The organism is Cobetia sp. SIMBA_158 (assembly GCF_046566945.1).
Taxonomy (GTDB): Bacteria; Pseudomonadota; Gammaproteobacteria; order Pseudomonadales; family Halomonadaceae; genus Cobetia; species Cobetia amphilecti.
On record NZ_JAWJYL010000018.1, the window covers coordinates 49,140 to 70,325 of the forward strand.

Below are 21,186 nucleotides of genomic sequence, written 5' to 3' on the forward strand. Positions count from 1 at the left end.
CTGGTCGGATAGTGCTGGCGGCCACTCGGGCGCTCAGCCATCAAAGGCTCAGGAGTAGAAGGCTTCGCCACGCTTGGCGCGCTCGCGCAGCGCCTCGGTCGGGCGATACAGCGGCCCCAGCTCATCGGCCAGGCTGTCGGCCAGCGCGACGAACTCGGCCACGCCCATGGCATCGACATAGCGCAGCGCGCCACCACGGAACGGCGGGAAACCGATGCCGTAGATCAAGGCCATGTCGGCCTCGGCCGGGCTGCCGACGATGTCGTCTTCCAGGCAGCGGATGGTTTCCATGCACAGCGGCACCATCATGCGCGCGATGATGTCTTCATCGGAGAACTCGCGCGTCTCGCTGACGACCTGTGCCACCAGCGCCTGAGCCTCATCATCCGCCAGCTTCTTCGGCTTGCCCTTGCGGTCTTCCTCGTAGCGGTAGAAGCCCAGATCGTTCTTCTGGCCGAGGCGCTGGTTGTCGTACATCACCTGGATGGCGGTCTTGCCGTCTCGCGCCATGCGGTCCGGGAAGCCTTCCGCCATCACGGCATTGGCGTGCACCGCGGTATCCATGCCGACCACATCCAGCAGGTAGGCCGGGCCCATCGGCCAGCCGAACTTCTCCATCACCTTGTCGACGCGCTGATAGTCGGCGCCCTTCTCGACCAGCAGGCTGAAGCCACCGAAGTAGGGGAACAGCACGCGGTTGACCAGAAAGCCCGGGCAGTCGTTGACGACGATCGGCGTCTTGCCCATCTGGCGGGCATAGGCGACGGTCGCGGCGATGGCCGCATCGCTGGACTTCTCGCCACGGATGACCTCGACCAGCGGCATGCGGTGCACCGGGTTGAAGAAGTGCATGCCGCAGAAGTTCTCGGGACGCTTGAGCGACTCGGCCAGCCGCGTGATGGAGATGGTCGAGGTGTTGGAGGTCAGGATGGCGTCCTCGGCGACGTTGTCCTCGAGCTCGGCCAGCACCGAGGCCTTGACCTTGGGATTCTCGACCACCGCCTCGACGACCAGGTCCACATTGCCGAAGTCACCGTAGGACAGCGTCGGGCGGATGTTGGACAGGCCCTGCGCCATCTTCTCGGTGGTCAGCTTGCCGCGCTCGACGCCCTTGCCGAACAGCTTGCGAGCCTCCTTCAGGCCCAGTTCGATGGCCTCGCCGTTGATGTCCTTCATCAGGATCGGCGTGCCCTTGCTGGCGCTCTGATAGGCGATGCCGCCGCCCATGATGCCGGCCCCCAGCACGGCGGCCTGCTTGATCTCACTGGCCTGCTTCTCGTAGCCCTTGGCCTTCTTCTTGACCACCTGATCGTTCATGAACAGGCCGACCAGATTGAAGGCCACGTCGGTCAGCGCCATCTTGGCGAAGGTCTTGGCCTCGATGGCCTGGGCGCGCTCACGCGATTCCCCCGCGCCCTTCTGGATGACCTTGATGGCCTCCACCGGCGCCGGATAGTGCGGACCGGCCTTGCCGGCCACGAAGCCCTTGGCGGTCTCGAAGGCCATCATCTGCTCGATGGCATTGAGCTTGAGCGGCGAGGTCTTCTCGAGACGACGCGCCTGATAGTCCAGCTCGCCGGCATTGGCACGCGCCAGAATGTCGAGTGCCGCCGCATCCAGCTCGGCCACCGGCAGGACGGCATCGACGGCGCCCACTGCCAGCGCCTTGTCGGCACGGTTCTCGGTGCCACCACAGATCCACTCGATGGCGTTGTCCGCCCCGATCAGCTTCGGCAGTCGTACACAGCCCGCCCAGCCCGGGATGATGCCGAGCTTGGTTTCCGGCAGGCCGATCCTGGCGCTGTCGGCCATGACCCGGAAATCGGTGGTCAGGGTGATCTCGCAGCCGCCGCCCAGCGCCAGCCCATTGATGGCAGTGACGGTGGGGAATGGCAGGTCCTCGATGGCATTGAAGATGCCATGGATGTTCATGTTCATGTCGATGAGGAAGGCTTCATCCTTCTCGAACATCTGATGGAACTCGGTGATATCGGCACCGACCACGAACGCTTCCTTGGCGGAGCGGATGACCAGCCCTTTGAGATCGGCCGTCGCCTTGATGGCCTCGACCGCCTCTCCCAGCTCCTTGAGTACGTAGCTGGCCAGCTTGTTGACCGATTCGCCTTCAAGATCGAGGGTCAACAGGGCGATGGCGTCCTGATTGGCCTCGACGGTTAGCGTTTTGCCTGAATAGATCATCCACGGATCTCCACAAGAGAAAGAGGTGAAGGGGCTGCCGGGCGCTCGAGGGTCACTGCCATTTGGCGTTGGCCATGAGGGCGCTGGCAACCGGCCTCGCCGGACTCGCCGCTGGCAGAGGCACCGCGCGAGAGTCATCTCTCATCACAGCGCTTCATACAAGCGTTTGAATACAGCCAGCTTGGGCCAGTGACGGGCAAAGATCAAGCCTGCGGACATTAGCGAAAGGTCGGGGGTCACGGGGCGTCTGTATACTGGCCCGGGCTGACTGGCGCACGCCATCGACAGCCGATGTAGGCAAAGATCGACGCTACACCGCACAAGGCAGCCGCGTTACCCTGAACGCTTTCCCAACCCGCAGGCTGGCCGCGACACCTCCTCGCGCGCCAGCAGGCTTTCAAAGGCCTCATCGATATCATGCTTTCATGAGCAGCACTCTCACCGCCCTGTATCTGCGCCTGACCGGCCTTGTCGAACGCACCAAGCGCTGGCACTGGCTATGGCCGCCCATCGGCTTCGCCGCCGGCATCTGCAGTTTCTTCCTCGTCAATCGTCAGCAATGGCTGGGCGGCATGCTGGCGCTGGGCATGATGCTGGCCTGGTTGATCCTGATCGCCGAAGGCCTGTGGAGCCGTCTGCGCCGCCATCGCGGCCAGAATGCCCTGCCCCGCAAGCTGGCGACCTTCGTGGCTCAGCTGATCCAGCAGGAGACACTGTGTTTCACCTTGCCGTTCTTCCTGGCGACCACCGACTGGGCCAGCGGCCAGGCGGGCTTCACGCTGCTGCTGTGCGGCGCGACCCTGCTGTCGATTCTCGATCCCTTCTACTACCGGCTGGCCGAGCGCCATCGCTGGCTGTACTTCGGCTTCCACGCTCTGTGCGTGTTCGTGGTGGTACTGGTCACCCTGCCCCTGCTGCTGGAACTGACCACGGGTGAGAGCCTGCTGGCCGCCTGTGCCGCCATGAGCCTGTTCGCGCTGCCCAGCGTCGCCAACCTGCGCATCGCGCGTGGGGTGGTCGGCGGTCTGGCGATGATCGGCATCAGCGTGATGCTCGGGGTAGGCGCATGGGGGGCACGCGCCTGGATTCCGCCCGCCACGCTGTGGATCAATGCCAGCAGCCTGTCGCCGAACTTCGATACCGCGGCGCGCGCACCGCGTGGCGAGATGCAGCTGACGCCTGCGCAGCTCTCCGCCCGTGGCCTCTACGCCTTCACGGCCATCCGCGCGCCGCGCGGCCTGTCGGAGAAGGTCTATCACGTCTGGCGTCATGACGGCGAAGTCGTCGATCGCATCGCCCTGAACATCAATGGCGGGCGCAGCGAAGGCTACCGCGCCTGGACGCACAAGACCGCCTTCCCGCAGGGCAGCGAGGGCGAGTGGCGCATCGATGTCGAGACGATGAACGGACAGCGCATCGGCAGTCTGCGCTTCGTGGTCAGCGATGATCCGCAGCAGGCCACCCTGGCCGACAGCACCATCAGCCAGCCGCCCGGCATCCCCGGCTGGCGTATCACCAACCTGATTCCGGGTTTGTGACAGTCGTCATCATGAGTCGCTCCACAAGCGGGAACGCTGAGTTACTCGACCTTGGACGTAAAATTCGTTCGCAGGCTTGTAATTATCCAGACTGCCTAGCATGCTGATGTGAAAGGCGGCGCGCACAAGGAATCAGTCTCATTCAGGTTTGAGTGATGCTGGACGCGCGCCAATGACAAAAGCCCCTTCACATTTGCACTCAGCGGACGACCTATCCATGCATGAAGATATCGGACTCAAGCTTTCCCGCCTGCCGCGCCTGTGGCGCGCCATTCTGGACCAGCGACTGTCCCCACTAGGGCTGACCCAGACTCGCTGGATGACGCTGGTACACCTGTGGCGCATGGGCGATGGTCAGCCCCAATGTGATCTGGCTCGCTCCATCGGTATCGAAGCCCCGTCGCTGGTTCGCACCCTGGACCAACTGACCGAGCAGGGCCTGGTCGAGCGCCGCGCCTGTGAGGAAGACCGCCGCACCAAGCGCATCTTCCTGACCCGCAAGGCGCTGCCACTGATCGAGAAGATCGATGCCATCGCCGAGCAGACTCGTATCGAGATGCTCGAGGGCCTGAGCGAAACGCAGGTCGATCAATTCTGTGAATGCCTGCGCGTCATGGAACGCAATGGCCTGGAAATCTCCGAGAAGGTGCCGGAGAGCGCCTGAGCCTACACGCCGAGCGGAAATGGCCAGCCGCGCCAGCAGGACATGAGCGCAAGCGAGACATGAAAAAGCCCCCATCGAGTGACTCGATGGGGGCTTTTTTCTGCAGGCAGGCTGCGCGTGTCAGGCGTCCGGCATCTTCGGCTCGGTGCCCACCAGCGGTCGACGCTTGTGCGAGATAGGCGCCTTGTCGATCAACAACGCATGCAAGGCCTCGAATTCGCGCCGCCAGTCGTGGCAGCTCTCCACATCCAGACTCTCGCCCCACCACAGCGTCAGACCGGAGAGCGACGACTCCAGCATCAGGGCATCCTCCGGCAGCGTGCGCGTGAAGCGCAGCAAGGCCGCGGCGACATCAGGGTCATCCGCCAGGCGACTCTCTTCGCGCCAGCGATAGCCCGGCACCGCTTCACGCAGGGCATCACTGGCCCATTCATCCTGCACCAGAATGAAGGGCGTGACATCGCGCTCGGTCGGCCAGGGGCGGCGGTAACCGACGATGCCCTTGGGCGCGTCAGAAAGCGCCGGCGCCTTGAGATCCACCCGCATGCCATCGGCGATCACCGCCTTGCGGACCAGTGAAGTGCGCGTCTCGCGTTTGCTGGGGCGTAGCCAGGTCAGCGGCGACAGCATCGCCAGCACGACAAAAATGATGATCAGCGCAGTCGTCATCGTCTATCCAACGGTTGTCTATTCAAGGGTTTCATCAAGCAGGACATGGCGTGAAAGCGCAATATAGGCTAAGCAGCCCCGCAGTGTTGCGTATCACGCACTGCCATTACGTTGATGTAAGTCATTGTGTTCAAGGGGGCGGCAAGCCTAGCATGGAAGCAGGTGCACGACGCCACTCGAATGGCCAACCTCTGCGGGAGGATCTCAGGATGAGCAACGAATACAAGCATGTACTGGTCGCTGTCGACCTGACCAAGGATTCCCATCTGGTGCTGGAGCGGGCCCTGCCGATCGCCAAGCGCAACGGCGCCAAGATTTCCATCATCCATACGCTGGAACCGCTGGGTTTTGCCTATGGCGGTGATATCCCGATGGACCTGACCAGCATCCAGGACCAGCTGGATTCCCACGCCCGTGAACGGCTTGGCGAGATCGCCTCCCCTCATGATATCGCCGCCGAAGACCAGTACGTGGTGGTCGGCATGCCGGACAGCGAGATTCATCGCTTCGCGGCCGAACACGACGTGGACCTGATCGTGGTCGGCTCGCATGGTCGACATGGCTTTGCGCTGCTGCTGGGCTCCACCTCCACGGGTGTCCTGCACGGTGCCCAGTGTGACGTACTGGCGGTGCGCGTCGGCGCGGATGACAGCGAGGAATGATGGCGGCCGGCTAGCCGACACCTCATGCCAGACGACACCTCACGTCGATGACCTATGAGGGACGACAAGAGGGCTGCCCATGGGCAGCCCTCTTGTGTGTTCAGCTGACGGACTTTCTGCACCGCACGGTCATCAAGCATCGTCACTCATGACCGTAGTTCATGACCGTACGTGCTCACGACCGTCCCTTGCGGCTTCAGCCTTCCTGCATGGCCTCAAGCTCCATCCAGCGTTCCATCGTCTCTTCCAGCACCTGCTGCTTGTGGCTGAGCTTCTCCAGCGTGTTCTTCACCGCCTTGGCATCCCCGGTGTAGAACTCCGGCGCCGCGATCTCGGCTTCCAGCGTCGCGATCTCCGCTTCCAGCTTCTCGATGGTCGCCGGAATCAGGTCCAGCTCGCGCTGGAACTTGTAGGGCAGCTTGACCTTCTTGTTGGCCTGCTGCGCCTGGGCGGCCTCACGCTTGCGGCGCTCGTCTTCTGCCTGGGCATCACGACGGTGCTTTTCCTCACGCTCACGCTCGACTTCCCACGGCGCCGGCGGCAGATGCCCGCCCTGACGTATCCAGTCGCTGTAGCCCCCGACATACGGCTTGACGACCCCGTCGCCCTCGAAGGCGAGGATGTTGGTGACCACGTTGTCCATGAAGGCACGGTCGTGGGAAACCAGCAGCACGGTGCCGTCGAAGTCGAGCAACAGCTCCTCGAGCAGCTCCAGCGTCTCGACATCCAGGTCGTTGGTCGGCTCATCGAGCACCAGCACGTTGGCCGGCATGGTGAACAGACGTGCCAGCAGCAGGCGGTTGGACTCGCCCCCTGACAGCGAACGTACCGGCTGACGCGCGCGGTCCGGCGTGAACAGGAAGTTCTGCAGGTAGCTCATCACGTGCATGTCACGCCCGCCGACCGTGACACGGTCGCTGCCGCGCGCCACGTTGTCGTAGACGGTGGCTTCCATGTCGAGGCCCTTGCGCAGCTGATCGAAGTAGGCGATCTGCAGCTTGGTGCCTTCGATGCGCTTGCCTTCGCTGGCTTCCAGCTGACCGAGCAGGATGTGCAGCAGCGTGGTCTTGCCCGCGCCGTTGCGTCCCAGCAGGCCGACCTTGTCACCGCGCTGGATCTCGACGCTCAAGTCACGGATGACCCACTGCTCCTGCGCCTCGTCGTAGCGATAGCTGACGTTCTCCAGCTCCACCACCCGCTTGCCGCTGCGCTCGGCGGAGTCGACGGCGATACGCGCACGGCCCTGCACTTCACGCCGCTGGCCACGCTCGGCACGCATCTTCTCCAGCGCACGCACACGGCCTTCATTGCGGGTACGACGCGCCTTGACCCCCTGGCGGATCCAGGTCTCTTCCTGGGCCAGTTTCTTGTCGAACTCGGAGTTCTCCTTGGCCTCGACATCCATCTCGTGCTGCTTCTGAGCCTGGTAGGCCGCGTAATCGCCCGGATAACGCCCGAGACGGCCGCGGTCCAGCTCCAGAATCTGGGTCGCGAGGCGCTTCAGGAAGGCCCTGTCGTGGGTGATGAACAGCACGGCGCCGGAGAAGGCCGCGACCTGCTCTTCCAGCCAGGCGATGGTATCGAGATCCAGATGGTTGGTCGGCTCATCGAGCAGCAGCAGGTCCGGGTCGGACACCAGCGCACGCGCCAGTGCGACACGACGGCGCCAGCCGCCGGACAGGTCTTCCATCATGGTGTCTTCCGGCAGGCCCAGGCGGGTCAGCACGGTATCGATACGCTGCTGGAACTGCCAGCCATCGACGCTTTCCAGCGCGACCTGCACATGCTCGAGACGCTTGAGGTCCGGCTCGGGGTCGCTGATCAGGTGATGGTACTCCGCCAGCAGCGCGCCCGCCTTCGGCAGGCCTTCAGCGACGATATCGAAGATGGTGCGTCCTTCGGCGGCCGGCAGGTCCTGCGAGAGCACGCCGATCTTGAGGCCCGGCGCCTTCCACAGCTCACCGGCATCGGCCTGGAATTCGCCGGTGATCAGCTTGAGCAGGGTCGACTTGCCGGTGCCGTTGCGGCCGACGAGCGCCAGACGCTCGCCGCGCTCGACGACAAGGTCCGCCCCGTTGAGCAAGACGTGATGGCCATAGGCCAGCTGAAGATTTTCCAGTCGTAACAATGCCATGTGCAGCAGCAACTCGTGACGGGTCCACGGCCGGGAAGGCCACGGAGGAAGTGGGAGTCAGGCGGACAGGCCGCCGCCAGCGACGCGCGCCGGAGAATGCTGCCATTCTACCCGAGGCGCAGCGTGCAGGCGATGGAAGACGCCGCAAGGGCTGAAAGACGCCGGCGCCTTGGGTAGAATGGCCGACCGCTTGAAATCACGTCACGTGCCCTGCACTGCCAAGGCCCGCCTGGCATGCAGCGCTATCGAGTGCCAGGCCGACGGGCTGTTGCCCAGCCTTGCGCTGTCACGTGTCTTCTCCCTCCCCGCGATCCCAAGGGTGTCCGATGTCCGCGCTTCCCCCGCATGCCGATCCTGCCTCCCTGCCCTACTATGATAGCGAGCGGCTGTCCGACGAGACGCTTGCCGCCTTGTGTGACGACCTTGAACTCGGCGAGGCCGATATCGCGGCCGCGCTGACGCTGCTGGCACCGGAGCTGCGTTTCGCCAGCCCCTCTGCGCTGGTCGACATCGGCGTCAACCTGACGCATGAGAGCTACGCGCGCGACATCGAGGGCACCTTGCTGCGAGCACGCGCGGCGGGCGTCAGCCAGCAGATCCTGACCGGCACCAGCCTGGATGGCTCGCGTGAGGCCCAGGCGCTGGCGGCACGCTATCGTGGCCTTTCTGCCACCGCCGGTGTGCATCCGCATGATGCCAGCCAGTGGAACGACGGCGTCGAACGCGGCATCCGGGAATTACTGACGCAGCCAGAGGTGGTCGCGGTGGGGGAATGTGGCCTCGATTTCAATCGCAACTTCTCGACGCCCGCCGAACAGGCCCGAGCGTTCGAAGCGCAGCTGACGCTGGCCGCCGAGACAGGCCTGCCGCTGTTTCTGCATGAACGTGACGCCGGTCGCCAGATGCTCGAGATGCTCAAGCACTGGCGCGACGATATCAGTCACGCCGTCGTGCACTGTTTCACCGGTGAGCGCGAGACGCTCTACGGCTATCTCGATCTCGACCTGCACATCGGTCTGACCGGCTGGCTGTGTGATGAGCGCCGAGGCGAACACCTGCGCAGCCTGTGCCGCGAGATTCCCCTCGAACGCCTGATGCTGGAAACCGATTGCCCCTATCTGGTGCCGCGCAATCTGCCCGCCAAGCTCAAGGGGCGGCGTCATGAACCCTCACTGCTGGTGTGGATCATGGCGGAGGTCGCGGCGCTGCGCGGTATCGACATGGAAGAACTCGCAGAGGCCACCACCGCCACTGCCACACGCTTCTTCCGCCTGTAATCGGCATCAACGACTTTCCCTGCACGCTTCCCTGCTCTGGACATCACCATGCACGAATATGAACCCGAAACAGGGGACTTCCCCGCCTTCATCGCCGTCGAGACCGGCGAGGACTCCAGTCTGCCGCTGGCCATCGCCTGGGCACTGCCCGATGGCCAGATGAAGCATGTGCTGATCCAGCCGGATGACGAATGGCTGGATGGCGAGATGCTGGAGCTGGGCGACTACAGCCTGGACGACCTGCGCAGCTTCGGCGTCAGCCCCCTCGATGTGCTCAAGGAGCTGGAGCAGGACTACTACCAGACCACGCTCTATACCACCGGCGTCATGGATGATGAGCAGGCACTGGCCCGCCTGTTCGACGCCTACAATATGGACCCCTTCATCGAGTTCGCGCCGGCGGAAGGCCTCTACCCCGAGCTTGCCCCGGGTGACTGGGCGCGCGAGCGCAACAACATGCTGTTCGAACAGGGCCTGCAGCCCTTCCGCCCGGACAACGAGGTGCTGGTGATGCTGGCCATCCATACCCGCCTGCGCGGTGATGGCGTGCGTGGCGAGCAAGACATCCAGGGCACTGGCCCGGATTACGAGATCGACTGGGAAGAAGACGTCTGATCAGACGCTCCTGCTCCTGACACGCAAACGCCCCGACAACCGCAAGGTTGTCGGGGCGTTTGCGTTCAAGCCTTGGCCTCTACGGCGCGGCTCAGCCGTTGGAGCGGCCACCACCGTTGCCACCGCTGGAGCGGTTGCGACCACCACGTGAGCGGCGACGCGGACGCTCATCATTGCTCGGCGCATTCGGCGCACGGTTGCCGTTCACCTCCGGCTGCGGCGCGACGCGATTGCCATCAACTTCACGCTGCACCGGTGCACGGTTGCCGCGGTTGTCATCATCGACACGTGCGGTCTGCTGAGGCTGACCACCAGTGCGCTGGCCGCCCGAGCGCGCGCCGCCAGAACGCTGACCTTCAGAGCGCTGGCCGCCATTGCCACGACCTTCACCAGCAGGCTTGCCGCCAGTGCGCTGGCCGCCATTGCCACGGCCTTCACCGGCAGGCTTGCTGCCAGTACGCTGGCCGCCAGAGCGCTGACCTTCAGAGCGCGCGCCGCCAGAGCGCTGGCCGCCATTGCCACGGCCTTCAGCGGCAGGCTTGCCGCCAGTACGCTGGCCACCCGAGCGCTGACCACCACGCGGCTGACGCGGCTCACGTTCCGGCTCGACATCGACTTCCGGCACGAAACCTTCCACTTCGACGCGCTTGAGCTTGCCCTTGAGCAGACGCTCGATGCCGCCGAGTTCCTTGCGCTCATCGCTGGAGACCAGCGAGATGGCACGCCCACTGGCGCCGGCACGGCCGGTACGCCCGATACGGTGCACGTAGTCTTCCGGCACGTTGGGCAGTTCGTAGTTCACGACCTGCGGCAACTGCTCGATATCCAGACCACGCGCCGCGATGTCCGTCGCGACCAGCACGCGCACTTCGCCGTTCTTGAAGCCGGCCAGTGCCTTGGTACGCGCATTCTGGCTCTTGTTGCCATGAATCGCCGCAGCACTGATGCCGGACTTCTCGAGCTTGGTCGCCAGACGGTTGGCACCGTGCTTGGTACGGGTGAAGACCAGCACCTGGTGCCAGTTTTCCTTGATAATCAGGTGCTTGAGCAGTGAAGGCTTGTGGCTCTTCTCCACGGTGTGGATATGCTGCTCGACCTTCTCGGCCGTGGTGTTGCGCGGGCTGGCTTCCACCGCCACCGGGTCATTCAGCAGCTTGTTGGCCATGCCGCGAATCTCATCGGAGAAGGTCGCGGAGAACAGCAGCGTCTGACGCTTGGTCGGCAGCAGCTTGAGCAGACGACGGATGTCGTGGATGAAGCCCATGTCCAGCATGCGGTCCGCTTCATCCAGCACCAGCGTCTCGAGATCGGAGAAGTCGATGGCCTTCTGGGAGTGCAGGTCCAGCAGACGGCCCGGCGTGGCGGTCAGGATCTCGACGCCAGAGGACAGGCGGCTGATCTGCGGGTTGATCTTCACGCCACCGAATACCACGGCATTGCGCAGCTTCAGGTGACGGGAATAGGCAGTGACGTTCTCGTCGATCTGCGCGGCCAGTTCACGCGTAGGCGTGACGATCAAGGCCTTGATCTTGCGGGCACCCGCGGGAGCGCTCTGCGAGAGGCGCTCGACCAGCGGCAGGGCGAAACCGGCAGTCTTGCCGGTACCGGTGCGCGCGGCAGCCATCACATCACGGCCTTCCAGCACGGCAGGAATCGCACCTGCCTGGACGGGAGACGGCGTGGAATAGCCCATCTCGGCGATCGCTTTCAGGACAGGAGCGGACAGCCCCAGGGAGGCAAACGCCGGGACGGAATTGGCAGTAGTCTCAGTCATCAATATCTCTTCGGCTGACCGGCCACGTGCTGGTCGATCATTAAGGAATGGCGCCTGGCCGGGCACGTGCCGGGAGAGGGAGCGAGGCGTATCAGGCGCAGAGAAGAAAGAGTCGGTCAGAGGGACCTCATCCGGCTGCTGCCAGTCGCTCGCGTCAGGCGATAGCCCAGTCTACCATCTTCCGCCGTCGCCTGCAGAAGCGCGCATCCGATGGGTTCAATGCCAGTGCAGCGGATAGCGGCGATGACGCGCCAGATTGTTGATCAACACCGCCAGCACCAGCATCGCCAAGCAGCCAAGCCCCACCGGCAACAGGGCGTACCAGTAGCCCAGCTCGTGCAGCGGCTGACCGCCGATCACCGCGATCAAGGCCGTGGCGCCGCCCGGCGGGTGCAGGGTGTGCGTCAACTGCATGACCAGCAGTGCCACCGAGACCGCCATGGCCGCCGCCAGCCAGCCATCGCCCAGCCAGTGATAGCAGGCGACACCGACCAGTGCCGACAGCATGTTGCCGCCCAGTACATTGCGCGGCTGGGCCAGCGGACTGTGCGGCGCGCCGTAGAGCAGCACCGAGGTCGCGCCGAAGGACCCCACCAGCAACAGCGAGCTGACCGCCAGATAGTGCGAGGACAGCCAGCCGATCAGCGCCATGCCCAGAAAGGCCCCGAGCCATGACCACAGGGCATCGGCAACATGCGGCCTGCCCCGCTTCAGGGGGCCACCACGCATCTTGGCTACGTAAGGCTTGAGCATCGTGCGAACCATCTCCGGCGTTGTCCTGTCAGTGTCGAGCGCTGCACCCTAGGCGATCTCCACACGAGGAACAACTCCCGTTTGGCAATAAGCTGATGCCGACGCTGTCTTCATCATGACTCGCTGCGCGAGGCCACGATGGTGCGCGAGATCACGATCACCGGCAGGATGCCGACCACCACGATCACCAGCGCCGGCAACGCCGCCTGCTCGAGCATTTCATCCGAAGCGTACTGATAGACGTGGGTGGCGAGCGTGTCGAAGTTGAAGGGCCGCAGCAGCAAGGTGGCCGGCAGCTCCTTCATGGCATCGACGAACACCACCAGCGCCGCGGTCAGCAAGCCGGGGCGGATCAAGGGCAGGTGCACCCGGCGCAGTGTCGAGAAGGTATTCTCGCCCAGCGAGCGCGCCGCCATGTCCATCGAGGGCGTGACCTTGTCGAGGCTCGATTCGATGGAGCCCGCGGCGATGGCGAGGAAGCGCACCACATAGGCGATGATGATCGCGCCCATCGCCCCCGTCAGCAGCAGACCGCTGGAGAACCCGAAGTTGGCGCGCAGGAAGCTGTCCAGCGCATTGTCGAAACCGGACAGCGGCACCAGCACGCCCAGCCCCAGCACGGCGCCCGGCATGGCATAACCGAGACTCGAGAGCTTGAGCGCCTGCTGTACGCTGGCGGTGCGATCCAGCCGCTTGGCGTAGGCCAGCAGCACCCCGATGATCAGCGTCAACACGGCAGCACTCACCGACAGCATCAGGCTATTGAGCGCGTAACCGGCGAAGTCCGGCGTCCACGACTCCTCGAAGTAGCGAATGGCATGCCGCGTCAGCAGGCCCACCGGCAACAGGAAGCCGAACAGCAGCGGCAGCAGGCAGGCCAGTGTCGCCAGTCCGGCGCGCCAGCCATGCAGGGTCGGACGACGATAGCGACGATAGCGATCGCCCTTGCCGAACTGACGCTGCCGGCGCCGGGCATGCCGTTCCAGCCAGATCAGCGTGACCACGAAGATCATCAGACACAGCGCGATCTGGGCCGCGCCCCGCAGGCTGCCCATGTTGAGCCACACATTGAAGATACCGGCAGTCAGCGAACGCACCGCGAAGTAATCGACGGTGCCGAAGTCGTTGAGCGCCTCCATCATCGCCAGCGCCAGACCGACGGCGATCGCCGGGCGTGCACTGGGCAACGCCACGCGCCAGAAGCTCTGCCAGCCATTGCAGCCCAGGGTGCGGCTGGCATCGCGCAGTGACGGTGATTGATCGAGAAATGCCGAGCGCGCCAGCATGAAGACATACGGAAACAGCACCAGCGACAGCATCAGGATGGCGCCGCCCAGACTGCGTATCTCGGGGAAGTAGTAATCCTGCGGCGAGTCCCAACCGAACAGCGCACGCAGCGCGCCCTGGAAAGGCCCGGCATACTCGAAGACATCGGTGTAGATGTAGGCGATGACGTTGGCGGGAATCGCAAACGGCAGCAGCAATGACCACTCGAAGGTGCGCCGCAGCGGGAACTGATACATGGTGGTCAGCCACGCCGACACTACGCCCATGCTGCCGCTGAGCACCGCCACGCCGGCCACCAGCGCCAGACTCGTCATGACGTAGTCAGGCAGCACGGTGGAGACGAGGTGCGGCCAGATGCCGTCACCGGCCTGATCACTGCCATCATCGCCGAACAACGCCAGCCAGATGACGGCCAGCACCGGCATCACCACCAGCGCGGCGACCCCCCAGGCCGTCGCGAACCACCCCATGTGCGTGCCCAGGCGCCGCTGACGGCGTCTTATCGCCGCGTCTTCGGCGCCTGACGTGCTGTGAGTCGCGCGCTCCAGGGCGAGCTCCGTCGCGCTGGTTGCCGTGCAGGCTTCCTCTTCAAGGCTCGCACCTCGCTTTGCCAACAGCCGCTTGCCTTGCGTCATCTGTTCTTCCTCACTGACCTGCCAACTGCAATTGCGTCTATTTTACATTGTTCACTCAAACGAAGAGGGGCTGTCGCATCGCGACAGCCCCTCTTCGTTCATGACATCCCACCCGATGGCTTACGCCAGCGGTGAGTGCCGTTACTGGTTGAAGCCGACTTCATTGACCATCTGAGCAGCACGCTTGCGGTATTTGGCGACCTCGGTCAGCGAGAGGTCATCCTGCTTGAACTCGCCCCAGGACGTCAGCAGCTCCGAGCTTTCGGCAGCCGGGTTGGCCGGATACTCGAAATTGACCTCGGCATACATGTGCTGGGCGGTCTTCTCGGTCAAGAAGCGCATCAGCTTGAGCGCATTCTCTTCGTGCGGCGCGTACTTGGTCATCGCCATGCCGGAGATGTTCATGTGCGTACCGACACCGTTCTGGTCCGGGAACTCGATGCGTGCCTTCTCGGCCCACGGACGCTGCTCGTCGTTGTCGAGCATCTTGCCGTAGTAGTAGCTGTTGCCGATGGCCACGTCACAGACGTTGTCACGAATCGCCTTGATCTGATCGCGGTCCCCGCCCTGCGGCTTGCGCGCCAGGTTGTCCTTGAAGCCTTCCAGCCATTCGCGGGTTGCTTCTTCGCCGTTGTGGGCGATACGCGAGGCGATCAACGCCACGTTGTAGGGGTGATCCCCGGCACGTGAACAGACACGGCCCTTGAGGCTCGGGTCCGCCAGGTCGTCATAGCTTGCGACCTGACCGGCCTCGAGGCGCTCGACGCTGGTGTAGAGCACGCGTGCACGGGTGGTGATACCGAACCACTGGTTGTCAGGACCGTGATACTGCTCGGGCAGGTTGGCTTCGATGACGTCGTCATTGACGCTCTTGACCAGCTCTTCGTCGACCAGCTCCTGCAGGCGACCGATATCCACCGTCAGCAGGACGTCAGCCGGCGTGTTGCGACCCTCACGCTTGAGACGCTCGGCCAGACCCTGCTTGGCGAATACCACGTTGACCTTGACGCCGGTCTCCTCGGTGAACTCCTTGAGGAACGGCTCGATCAGATAGGCCTGACGATAGGAGTAGACGTTCACCTCTTCCTGGGCTTGCGCCGGCATGGCCGTGACAGCCGTCACGCCGACCAGCGCACTCAACAACAGCTTGCGAGCGGAGGATGCAGAAATCATGGATACAGCAGTCATCGAATACCCCTGTTCAAGGTGTCCTGCCCTGACGAGGACTGCTATGAGCAGACCTGCAGGTCAGTAAAAGCGGAACCATTGTGTCAATGCGAATCATTCTAATCACAAAGCCCTGACACCTGCAACGTGAGTGCAACGCTGATTTGCAGATAATGCAATCCGGCTCAGGTAGGCGAGTTCCGGGAGGCAAGCCCAGCGGGCGACGCCACTGCCGCCTGGCATGCTCAGACAAGGCATCACGCCAGCCGGCCGTCCTCCCCCACCGCAGGCAACAGGGGCCTGGCATGGGCGATGGCCTGCTCAAGCGGCATCCCCTGCTGCCAGACACCGGCGAGTGCGTGGCGGAAGGCAGCGGCGCGGGCGGGCAGGCCGCGCTGCTCGACATCGGCAGCGCGCTGCATCACACGTTGCGCGAAGGCGTCTCGATCCACCTCCAGCTCAAGATTGTCGACGCTGACATGAAACGGCTTGCCCACCGCCCGGTGAAACAGCAGCTCCAACGCTTGCGGCGCGACCTCGACACTCTCGAAGGCGCGCTGCTGCTCGGCGTCGCGGCCATCCGGCGCATACCAGTAGCCGTAATCTTCCTCGAGCCGCCGTCTGGCGCCTGCGATGCACCAATGACTGATCTCATGCAGCGCGCTGGAAAAGAAGCCACGTGCCAGATAGATGCGGTGATAGCCAAGCTCTGATTCCGGGACATGCCTGCCTTCCCCCTGCATGCCGGCCGGAAGGTACAGCGGCTCTTCGGGATCACAGCGCAGCAAGGTGTTGAAGGTGTCGCCGAACAGGCCGTCGAACAACGCCATCAAGGTGGCGAGGTCATGCGCACGACGGGGGCTCCCGCAGGCGGAATCAGAGGAAAGGACGGCAGGTAGGGACTCATGGGACGACACGGCAATTCTCGGCAAGCGCTGGCAGTGTGTGGGCATTCGATGGCGACAGGAAAACCTGCTCTGTCGGATGGCTCATTGTACGTGGCTAGCGTATAGCGCGTCATTTCAGCTGACAGTGTCGCTCACAGCCGTGATAATTCATCAGCTTGCGTTCATGAAACCTGCTTATCTGCTAGGATGGCGCGCCAAGCAAGAATGATTCTCGATTACTAGCAGGAGCCTGCCGTGCCCCCCGCCGATTCATCCCCCCCCTCCAAGCCTCAGACGGCCCCCGGTTCTCCGCCTCCGCCACTGATTCCCCGCGTCAGAGCGGAAACCTCACGCCTGCTGACCCTGGCGCTGCCGATCTGTGGCGCGCAGCTGGCTCAGGCAGGCATGAGTGCCGTGGACGTGTTGATGACGGGGCGCTCCTCGGCCACGGACCTGGCAGCCGTGTCGGTGGGCTCAAGCCTGTGGGTGCCTCTGCTGCTGCTGATGGCGGGCACCCTGATGGGCCTGACGCCGGTGGTCGCGCAATTGATGGGGGGCAATCGCAGCGGTGAGGTGCGTGGCAACGTGCATCAATCGCTGTGGATCTCGCTGGTGCTCGGCAGCCTGTCCGGGCTTGCGCTGTGGTATCTGGCCGCGCCGATCTTCACCCTGATGGAGGTGCCTGAGGCCGTGGCCGAGCAGGCGACCCTCTACCTGATGGCCATCGCCTGGGGCATGCCGGGTGCCGCCTTCTATCAGGTCCTGCGCGCCTACTCGGACGGCATGAACCATACCCGCCCGGCACTGATCATCAGCCTGATCGGCCTGATATCGAACATCCCGCTCAATTACGTGCTGATCTACGGGTCTGCAGGCGTGGATGACCTGCTGGGGATCACCTTGCCGGGACTGTTGGGCGACATTCCGGCCATGGGCGCCGCCGGCTGCGGTATCGCCACCGGCCTGGCGATGTGGATCATGTGCCTGAGCATGTTCGCCTACACGCGTTACAGCAGCGCGTATCGCGCCGTGGCGCTGTGGTGTCAGCCCAGCGCCCCCCACTTCAAGCAGATGGGCGAACTGCTCAAGGTCGGCCTGCCGATCGGGATCGCGATCTTCTTCGAGGTCACGCTGTTCACGGTCATCGCCCTGTTCGTGGCCAGCTTCGGCGAGATCAAGGTCGCGGCCCACCAGGTCGCGCTCAACTTCACCTCGCTGCTGTTCATGCTGCCGCTGTCGATGGCGATGGCCCTGACCGTGCGCGTCGGCCACACCATCGGCCGTGGCGACATGCGCGAAGCACGTTTCGTGGCCTGGAATGGCGTGGCCTTCTCGCTGGTGGTGGCGCTGGTGAATGACATCGTGATCTGGGTACTGGCCGAGCCGGCCGTGGCGCTCTACACCAGCAACCTCAAGGTCCAGGCCCTGGCCATGTCGCTGATCACCCTGGCGATGCTCTATCAGGTCTCGGATTCCCTGCAGGTCGCCATGGCAGGCGCACTGCGCGGCTTCAAGGACACACGCATCATCATGCTGATCACCATGTTCGCCTACTGGGTGGTCGGGCTGGGAGGCGGACACCTGCTGGGTGTCGGCAGTGAAGCCTTCCCGATCTCGCCCTGGCCGATCGAGCAGATGGGCGTCTATGGCTACTGGATCGGCATGGTGGCCGGCCTGACCGTGGCGGCGCTGCTGCTTGGCTGGCGCCTGTGGATCATCGCGCGCCGTGGCGTGCGTGACGAGGCATTGGCGAGCCAGTGATGCCTGGCGGATAGCGCCTGCATCTCAGCCTGCATTCCAACAGGAAGCTCGGCCGGGATGCTGGGCTGACAGCTGCCTGAAACGCCTTGAGGAGCAAGCCCCGCGACACCCGATAGGGTGACGCGGGGCTTTTGCGTTTAAACACGAAAAAGCTGATAGACGGTCATTTCGTCCAAGGAGGGGTTACCGTCAGGGCTCTGGCTGTGCTAATGGTTATTCAAGGCAGTGCTCTCTCGCTGACGACACACATGGCAGAAGCGAGAGAACGCACCAGCACACGCCGAGGACGATCGACAAGCTGCTGAGGAGGGTTCGTCATGGGCGTACCAGTATCTTCCCCCCGCTCCGCCAAGGTCATCGACCTGAGTGTCATGCGTGACAGGATGCGTGCACGACGTCGTATTCTCCGGCTGGCACCGGAACACGACGGGTTGGAAATGCTCTATCAGCTCGACAGCGATCCGGACAGCTATTACAGCATTCCGGTGCTGGCCTGGGGGCTGCGCGAGGATGGTGAAGTCGTCGGCATGGTGCCGTGGATGGAGGGGCTGATGCCCTGCCACGAGCTGGAAGACCCCCAGCAGGGGCACTTCGTCGGCTATCGCGACCCGGAAACCGACGAAGTCTTCATGCTGGCGCCTGACCACAAGGTGTTCGAGCTCGAACATGCCGCGGCTTATTACGACTATGAAGTCTCGGATAAGACGACACTGCTGCAGCAACTGCCGGACACGCTGGGTACCCATGCACTGTGCATGACCAACGGCGAGACACAGTGGCAGCTCAAGCAGGTCTTCGGTTGGCGTCTCTACAGCGATGGCAACATCGAGGCCTTGCTGGTCGATGAGGCTCGCGTCACCCAGACACCGGTGCTGGCCGGCGACGACTGCCTGTACCCGGGGCGCAGCCGGCATGATGTGGTCTATTTCTTCCAGCGCGCCATCGCCAATCAGATTCGCGAGCAGGACCCGGCGACGCTGGAGGCTCTCGCGCTGATGATGACTGGCGAGAGCGACCAGGTCTGCGTCGAGGTCCATGACCGCGAAGCCTGAGGGCCAGTCATGGCCAGCGACTCAGCGGCTGCGGTTGGGGCTCAACTGATGCGGATGTAATACAGGAACTGTTCCGGTGTCTCGTGTCTCAGTTCCAGGGTGTGGCCGAGAAAGGCGCAGAACTTGGGCACATCACGGGTGGTGGCCGGGTCGGTCGCCACTACCCGCAACAGATCACCCGAGGCAAGCTCACGCACCTTGTTGTGCAGCATCATGATGGGTTCCGGGCAATACAGGCCACTGGTTTCCAGCTCGGCATCGGCCTCGGGCAATGTGATATCGGTCATCGAAGACTCCTGACAATCCTGCCGCCCTGGCTGGCGGCACGTACAAAAAAGGGGAGACAGGCATGATCAAGGTTCTGATCGAACGGCATATCATGCCGGGACTGGAACAGGATTACGAACAGGCCTCGCGTGAAGTCGTACGCGAGGCCACGCATGTCCCGGGCTTCATCTCGGGCGAGAATCTGATGGAAACCGGCCGCGCGGGTCACCGCATCCTGATCACCTCATGGCGCGATGCGCGAGCGTGGCAGGAATGGTCGGTCAGTCCGGCCAGAGATCGCATGATGGCGCGCCTGGCGCCCATGCTATCCCAACCGGAGCGGATAATCCTGCTGGAACATACCTGAGCGCGCCTCTCCGGCGAGCGAAGGCATCAGGCGCCCCATATAAGAACCCCACGGCCTGGGCAGGCCGTGGGGTTCTTGTATGGGGCATGTGCCACTCGTGCATGCTGATTGAGCAACAGCCAATCAGTGCGTGATGCGCACGTGCACAGTGACCTCTTCACGGTCGTGATACAGATGACGACAGCGAATCTCGGCACCGACGTTGGAGCGCTCGAGACTGGCGGCCAGATAGTCGAGGCAGCGAGAGACTTCCTTCCAGCGCTGCTTCATCGGCAGCTTGAGGTTGAAGACGGCCTCGTTGCACCAGCGCTTCTTCAGCCAGCGCTCGACCATCTCGGTCACACGAATCGGCTTGTCGACGATATCGCAGACCAGCCAATCCAGGCGCAGCGGTGGCTCCCAGGTGAAGCCATCTTCCTTGAGATGCTCGACCTGCCCTGTCGCCATCAGGTCCTTGTTCATCGGGCCATTGTCGATCGCGAACACGAACATGCCCTTCTCGACCAGCTGGAAGGTCCAGCCACCCGGGGCGGCACCAAGATCCGCTGCCTGCATGCCAGTGGCGATGCGACGCTCCCACTGATCGCGCGGCACGAATTCGTGCCACGCCTCTTCCAGCTTGAGCGTGGAGCGGCTGGGCGCACGACTCGGCGAACGCAGATGACGAATGCCATTGGCATATTCGCTGCGGTTGCCCGGGAAGCTCATGCCCAGCTGGACTTCATCGCCATCCGTCCAGAAGACATGCAACGCCCGACCACCGGCCTTGCGGCGCAGGGCGCCCCGCTTCTTGAGCGCGGACTCCAGCGGACGGCCGACGGCCTTGCCCAGCCCCGACAGCGCCTTGCCATCATTGGTATCCGGCATCTCGTGGCGGATCTCCTCGAAGCTCCAGCCGGCGTCGACCACCTGCTGCAGAATCGGCGAGACACGATTCTCCCGCGACATGCCGACCAGCGGCTCCAGTGCCACCAGTGTCTGACGAGCGAAGACCAACGCCTGTAGCGGCATGTCACGATGCAGGGCGTTGGCGGGCTCATCACCCGTCACCACATAACGCACGAAGCCACTGTCGCGTGCCGCAATCGGATAACCCGGCGTGCCGATATACGCCGCTTTCTCGCTGACTTCTGAGGCCAGGTCGGCCTCGAAGCCAGGGCGGCAATACAGCAACAGTTCTTGAGGTTGCATCATCATCTCCAATACAGAAGGCTGGGGAGTCTAGCTTCTCGCCGCTGCCTTCTACAAGCGTGCATGTACGTGATGGGGCTGTGACAACGCTCAGGCCGTCGTCATGGGCGCAGCAGACGCCTCACGAAGCGCGTACATCTCTTGCTTTGCGCAACTTTTCTCACCACAAAGAGAACCGCCCCTGCAGCAAGGCTACAGGGGCGGTTCGGGATAAGTGCCTGACGATGACCTACTCTCACATGGAGAAACTCCACACTACCATCGGCGCTAAGCGGTTTCACTTCCGA

At 63.6% G+C, this 21,186-nt stretch carries 18 protein-coding genes; 8 read left to right on the forward strand and 10 right to left on the reverse strand.

Annotation, left to right across the window (positions count from 1 at the left end; translation table 11 throughout):
• Positions 1–48 precede the first annotated feature (48 nt).
• A complete protein-coding gene (gene fadB, locus R2R70_RS17990; protein ID WP_410978656.1) occupies positions 49–2,199 on the reverse strand; it encodes a fatty acid oxidation complex subunit alpha FadB in 2,151 nt (716 codons plus the stop codon).
• A 425-nt stretch (positions 2,200–2,624) separates the two neighbouring features.
• Between fadB and R2R70_RS17995 the strand changes: the two genes are divergently transcribed.
• A complete protein-coding gene (locus R2R70_RS17995) occupies positions 2,625–3,737 on the forward strand; it encodes a DUF5924 family protein (RefSeq protein WP_410978657.1) in 1,113 nt (370 codons plus the stop codon).
• Positions 3,738–3,954: 217 nt separating this feature from the next.
• A complete protein-coding gene (slyA, locus tag R2R70_RS18000) occupies positions 3,955–4,401 on the forward strand; it encodes a transcriptional regulator SlyA (protein ID WP_284892113.1) in 447 nt (148 codons plus the stop codon).
• Positions 4,402–4,521: 120 nt separating this feature from the next.
• On the opposite strand, the gene R2R70_RS18005 is transcribed toward slyA, so the two are convergent.
• The gene (locus tag R2R70_RS18005) at positions 4,522–5,070 is read right to left on the reverse strand and encodes a hypothetical protein (RefSeq protein WP_054555152.1); all 549 of its coding nucleotides are present in this window, start codon (positions 5,068–5,070) and stop codon (positions 4,522–4,524) included.
• Positions 5,071–5,279: 209 nt separating this feature from the next.
• Here R2R70_RS18005 and R2R70_RS18010 point away from each other — a divergent pair, with 209 nt between their 5' ends.
• The gene (locus R2R70_RS18010; RefSeq protein ID WP_043335309.1) at positions 5,280–5,732 is read left to right on the forward strand and encodes a universal stress protein; all 453 of its coding nucleotides are present in this window, start codon (positions 5,280–5,282) and stop codon (positions 5,730–5,732) included.
• Between the two features lie 196 nt (positions 5,733–5,928).
• Here R2R70_RS18010 and R2R70_RS18015 read toward each other — a convergent pair whose 3' ends face one another.
• Entirely contained in the window at positions 5,929–7,866 is a 1,938-nt protein-coding gene (locus R2R70_RS18015; protein ID WP_107335478.1) for an ATP-binding cassette domain-containing protein, read from the reverse strand.
• A gap of 326 nt (positions 7,867–8,192) precedes the next feature.
• On the opposite strand from R2R70_RS18015, the gene R2R70_RS18020 reads away from it, so the two are divergent.
• Together R2R70_RS18020 and R2R70_RS18025 are read left to right on the forward strand one after the other, a co-directional pair.
• Positions 8,193–9,143 (forward strand): TatD family hydrolase, encoded by a 951-nt coding sequence (locus R2R70_RS18020; RefSeq protein ID WP_284892112.1) that lies wholly within the window; start codon positions 8,193–8,195, stop codon positions 9,141–9,143.
• Positions 9,144–9,191: 48 nt separating this feature from the next.
• On the forward strand, positions 9,192–9,758 hold the full coding sequence (locus R2R70_RS18025) for a hypothetical protein (RefSeq protein ID WP_225347560.1): 567 nt from the start codon (positions 9,192–9,194) through the stop codon (positions 9,756–9,758).
• A gap of 91 nt (positions 9,759–9,849) precedes the next feature.
• Here R2R70_RS18025 and R2R70_RS18030 read toward each other — a convergent pair whose 3' ends face one another.
• The 5 genes from R2R70_RS18030 to R2R70_RS18050 all read right to left on the reverse strand — a co-directional run bounded on the left by R2R70_RS18030 (position 9,850) and on the right by R2R70_RS18050 (position 16,204).
• Positions 9,850–11,532 carry a DEAD/DEAH box helicase gene (locus R2R70_RS18030; protein WP_410978658.1) on the reverse strand — a complete coding sequence of 561 codons (1,683 nt, stop codon included), beginning with the start codon at positions 11,530–11,532 and terminating at the stop codon, positions 9,850–9,852.
• Between the two features lie 216 nt (positions 11,533–11,748).
• Positions 11,749–12,297: an HPP family protein gene (locus R2R70_RS18035; RefSeq protein ID WP_348470601.1), complete on the reverse strand. Its 549-nt coding sequence runs from the start codon at positions 12,295–12,297 to the stop codon at positions 11,749–11,751.
• A 101-nt stretch (positions 12,298–12,398) separates the two neighbouring features.
• Complete coding sequence (locus tag R2R70_RS18040) at positions 12,399–14,207, reverse strand: ABC transporter permease (protein ID WP_410978659.1); 1,809 nt, start codon at positions 14,205–14,207, stop codon at positions 12,399–12,401.
• Between the two features lie 141 nt (positions 14,208–14,348).
• Positions 14,349–15,395, reverse strand: coding sequence for a Fe(3+) ABC transporter substrate-binding protein (locus R2R70_RS18045; RefSeq protein WP_225347558.1), 1,047 nt, complete (start codon positions 15,393–15,395; stop codon positions 14,349–14,351).
• A 236-nt stretch (positions 15,396–15,631) separates the two neighbouring features.
• Positions 15,632–16,204, reverse strand: a complete 573-nt coding sequence (locus R2R70_RS18050; protein ID WP_107335481.1) for an elongation factor P hydroxylase — start codon at positions 16,202–16,204, stop codon at positions 15,632–15,634.
• Positions 16,205–16,582: 378 nt separating this feature from the next.
• Between R2R70_RS18050 and R2R70_RS18055 the strand changes: the two genes are divergently transcribed.
• Together R2R70_RS18055 and R2R70_RS18060 are read left to right on the forward strand one after the other, a co-directional pair.
• A complete protein-coding gene (locus tag R2R70_RS18055; RefSeq protein ID WP_225348098.1) occupies positions 16,583–18,022 on the forward strand; it encodes an MATE family efflux transporter in 1,440 nt (479 codons plus the stop codon).
• A gap of 317 nt (positions 18,023–18,339) precedes the next feature.
• Positions 18,340–19,074 (forward strand): hypothetical protein, encoded by a 735-nt coding sequence (locus R2R70_RS18060; RefSeq protein ID WP_052384769.1) that lies wholly within the window; start codon positions 18,340–18,342, stop codon positions 19,072–19,074.
• Between the two features lie 41 nt (positions 19,075–19,115).
• Here the strand turns inward: R2R70_RS18060 and tusA are convergent, their stop codons facing one another.
• Positions 19,116–19,361 carry a sulfurtransferase TusA gene (gene tusA, locus R2R70_RS18065; RefSeq protein ID WP_131431319.1) on the reverse strand — a complete coding sequence of 82 codons (246 nt, stop codon included), beginning with the start codon at positions 19,359–19,361 and terminating at the stop codon, positions 19,116–19,118.
• Between the two features lie 62 nt (positions 19,362–19,423).
• Here tusA and R2R70_RS18070 point away from each other — a divergent pair, with 62 nt between their 5' ends.
• Positions 19,424–19,708, forward strand: a complete 285-nt coding sequence (locus R2R70_RS18070) for an antibiotic biosynthesis monooxygenase family protein (RefSeq protein ID WP_043335322.1) — start codon at positions 19,424–19,426, stop codon at positions 19,706–19,708.
• A gap of 123 nt (positions 19,709–19,831) precedes the next feature.
• Here R2R70_RS18070 and rlmM read toward each other — a convergent pair whose 3' ends face one another.
• Entirely contained in the window at positions 19,832–20,905 is a 1,074-nt protein-coding gene (gene rlmM / locus R2R70_RS18075) for a 23S rRNA (cytidine(2498)-2'-O)-methyltransferase RlmM (protein WP_043335379.1), read from the reverse strand.
• Positions 20,906–21,186: the final 281 nt, after the last annotated feature.

Excerpts from the sequence above, each read along its gene's own strand:
- R2R70_RS18060 (WP_052384769.1), top strand. The coding sequence starts at position 18,340 with ATGGGCGTACCAGTATCTTCCCCCCGCTCCGCCAAGGTCATCGACCTG.
- R2R70_RS18035 (WP_348470601.1), bottom strand. The coding sequence starts at position 12,297 with ATGGTTCGCACGATGCTCAAGCCTTACGTAGCCAAGATGCGTGGTGGC.
- R2R70_RS18030 (WP_410978658.1), bottom strand. The coding sequence starts at position 11,532 with ATGACTGAGACTACTGCCAATTCCGTCCCGGCGTTTGCCTCCCTGGGG.
- R2R70_RS18050 (WP_107335481.1), bottom strand. The coding sequence starts at position 16,204 with ATGGCGTTGTTCGACGGCCTGTTCGGCGACACCTTCAACACCTTGCTG.
- R2R70_RS18020 (WP_284892112.1), top strand. The coding sequence starts at position 8,193 with ATGTCCGCGCTTCCCCCGCATGCCGATCCTGCCTCCCTGCCCTACTAT.
- R2R70_RS18025 (WP_225347560.1), top strand. The coding sequence starts at position 9,192 with ATGCACGAATATGAACCCGAAACAGGGGACTTCCCCGCCTTCATCGCC.
- R2R70_RS18070 (WP_043335322.1), top strand. The coding sequence starts at position 19,424 with ATGATCAAGGTTCTGATCGAACGGCATATCATGCCGGGACTGGAACAG.
- slyA (WP_284892113.1), top strand. The coding sequence starts at position 3,955 with ATGCATGAAGATATCGGACTCAAGCTTTCCCGCCTGCCGCGCCTGTGG.
- fadB (WP_410978656.1), bottom strand. The coding sequence starts at position 2,199 with ATGATCTATTCAGGCAAAACGCTAACCGTCGAGGCCAATCAGGACGCC.
- R2R70_RS17995 (WP_410978657.1), top strand. The coding sequence starts at position 2,625 with ATGAGCAGCACTCTCACCGCCCTGTATCTGCGCCTGACCGGCCTTGTC.
- R2R70_RS18015 (WP_107335478.1), bottom strand. The coding sequence starts at position 7,866 with ATGGCATTGTTACGACTGGAAAATCTTCAGCTGGCCTATGGCCATCAC.
- R2R70_RS18010 (WP_043335309.1), top strand. The coding sequence starts at position 5,280 with ATGAGCAACGAATACAAGCATGTACTGGTCGCTGTCGACCTGACCAAG.
- rlmM (WP_043335379.1), bottom strand. The coding sequence starts at position 20,905 with ATGATGATGCAACCTCAAGAACTGTTGCTGTATTGCCGCCCTGGCTTC.
- R2R70_RS18005 (WP_054555152.1), bottom strand. The coding sequence starts at position 5,070 with ATGACGACTGCGCTGATCATCATTTTTGTCGTGCTGGCGATGCTGTCG.
- R2R70_RS18040 (WP_410978659.1), bottom strand. The coding sequence starts at position 14,207 with ATGACGCAAGGCAAGCGGCTGTTGGCAAAGCGAGGTGCGAGCCTTGAA.
- tusA (WP_131431319.1), bottom strand. The coding sequence starts at position 19,361 with ATGACCGATATCACATTGCCCGAGGCCGATGCCGAGCTGGAAACCAGT.
- R2R70_RS18045 (WP_225347558.1), bottom strand. The coding sequence starts at position 15,395 with ATGACTGCTGTATCCATGATTTCTGCATCCTCCGCTCGCAAGCTGTTG.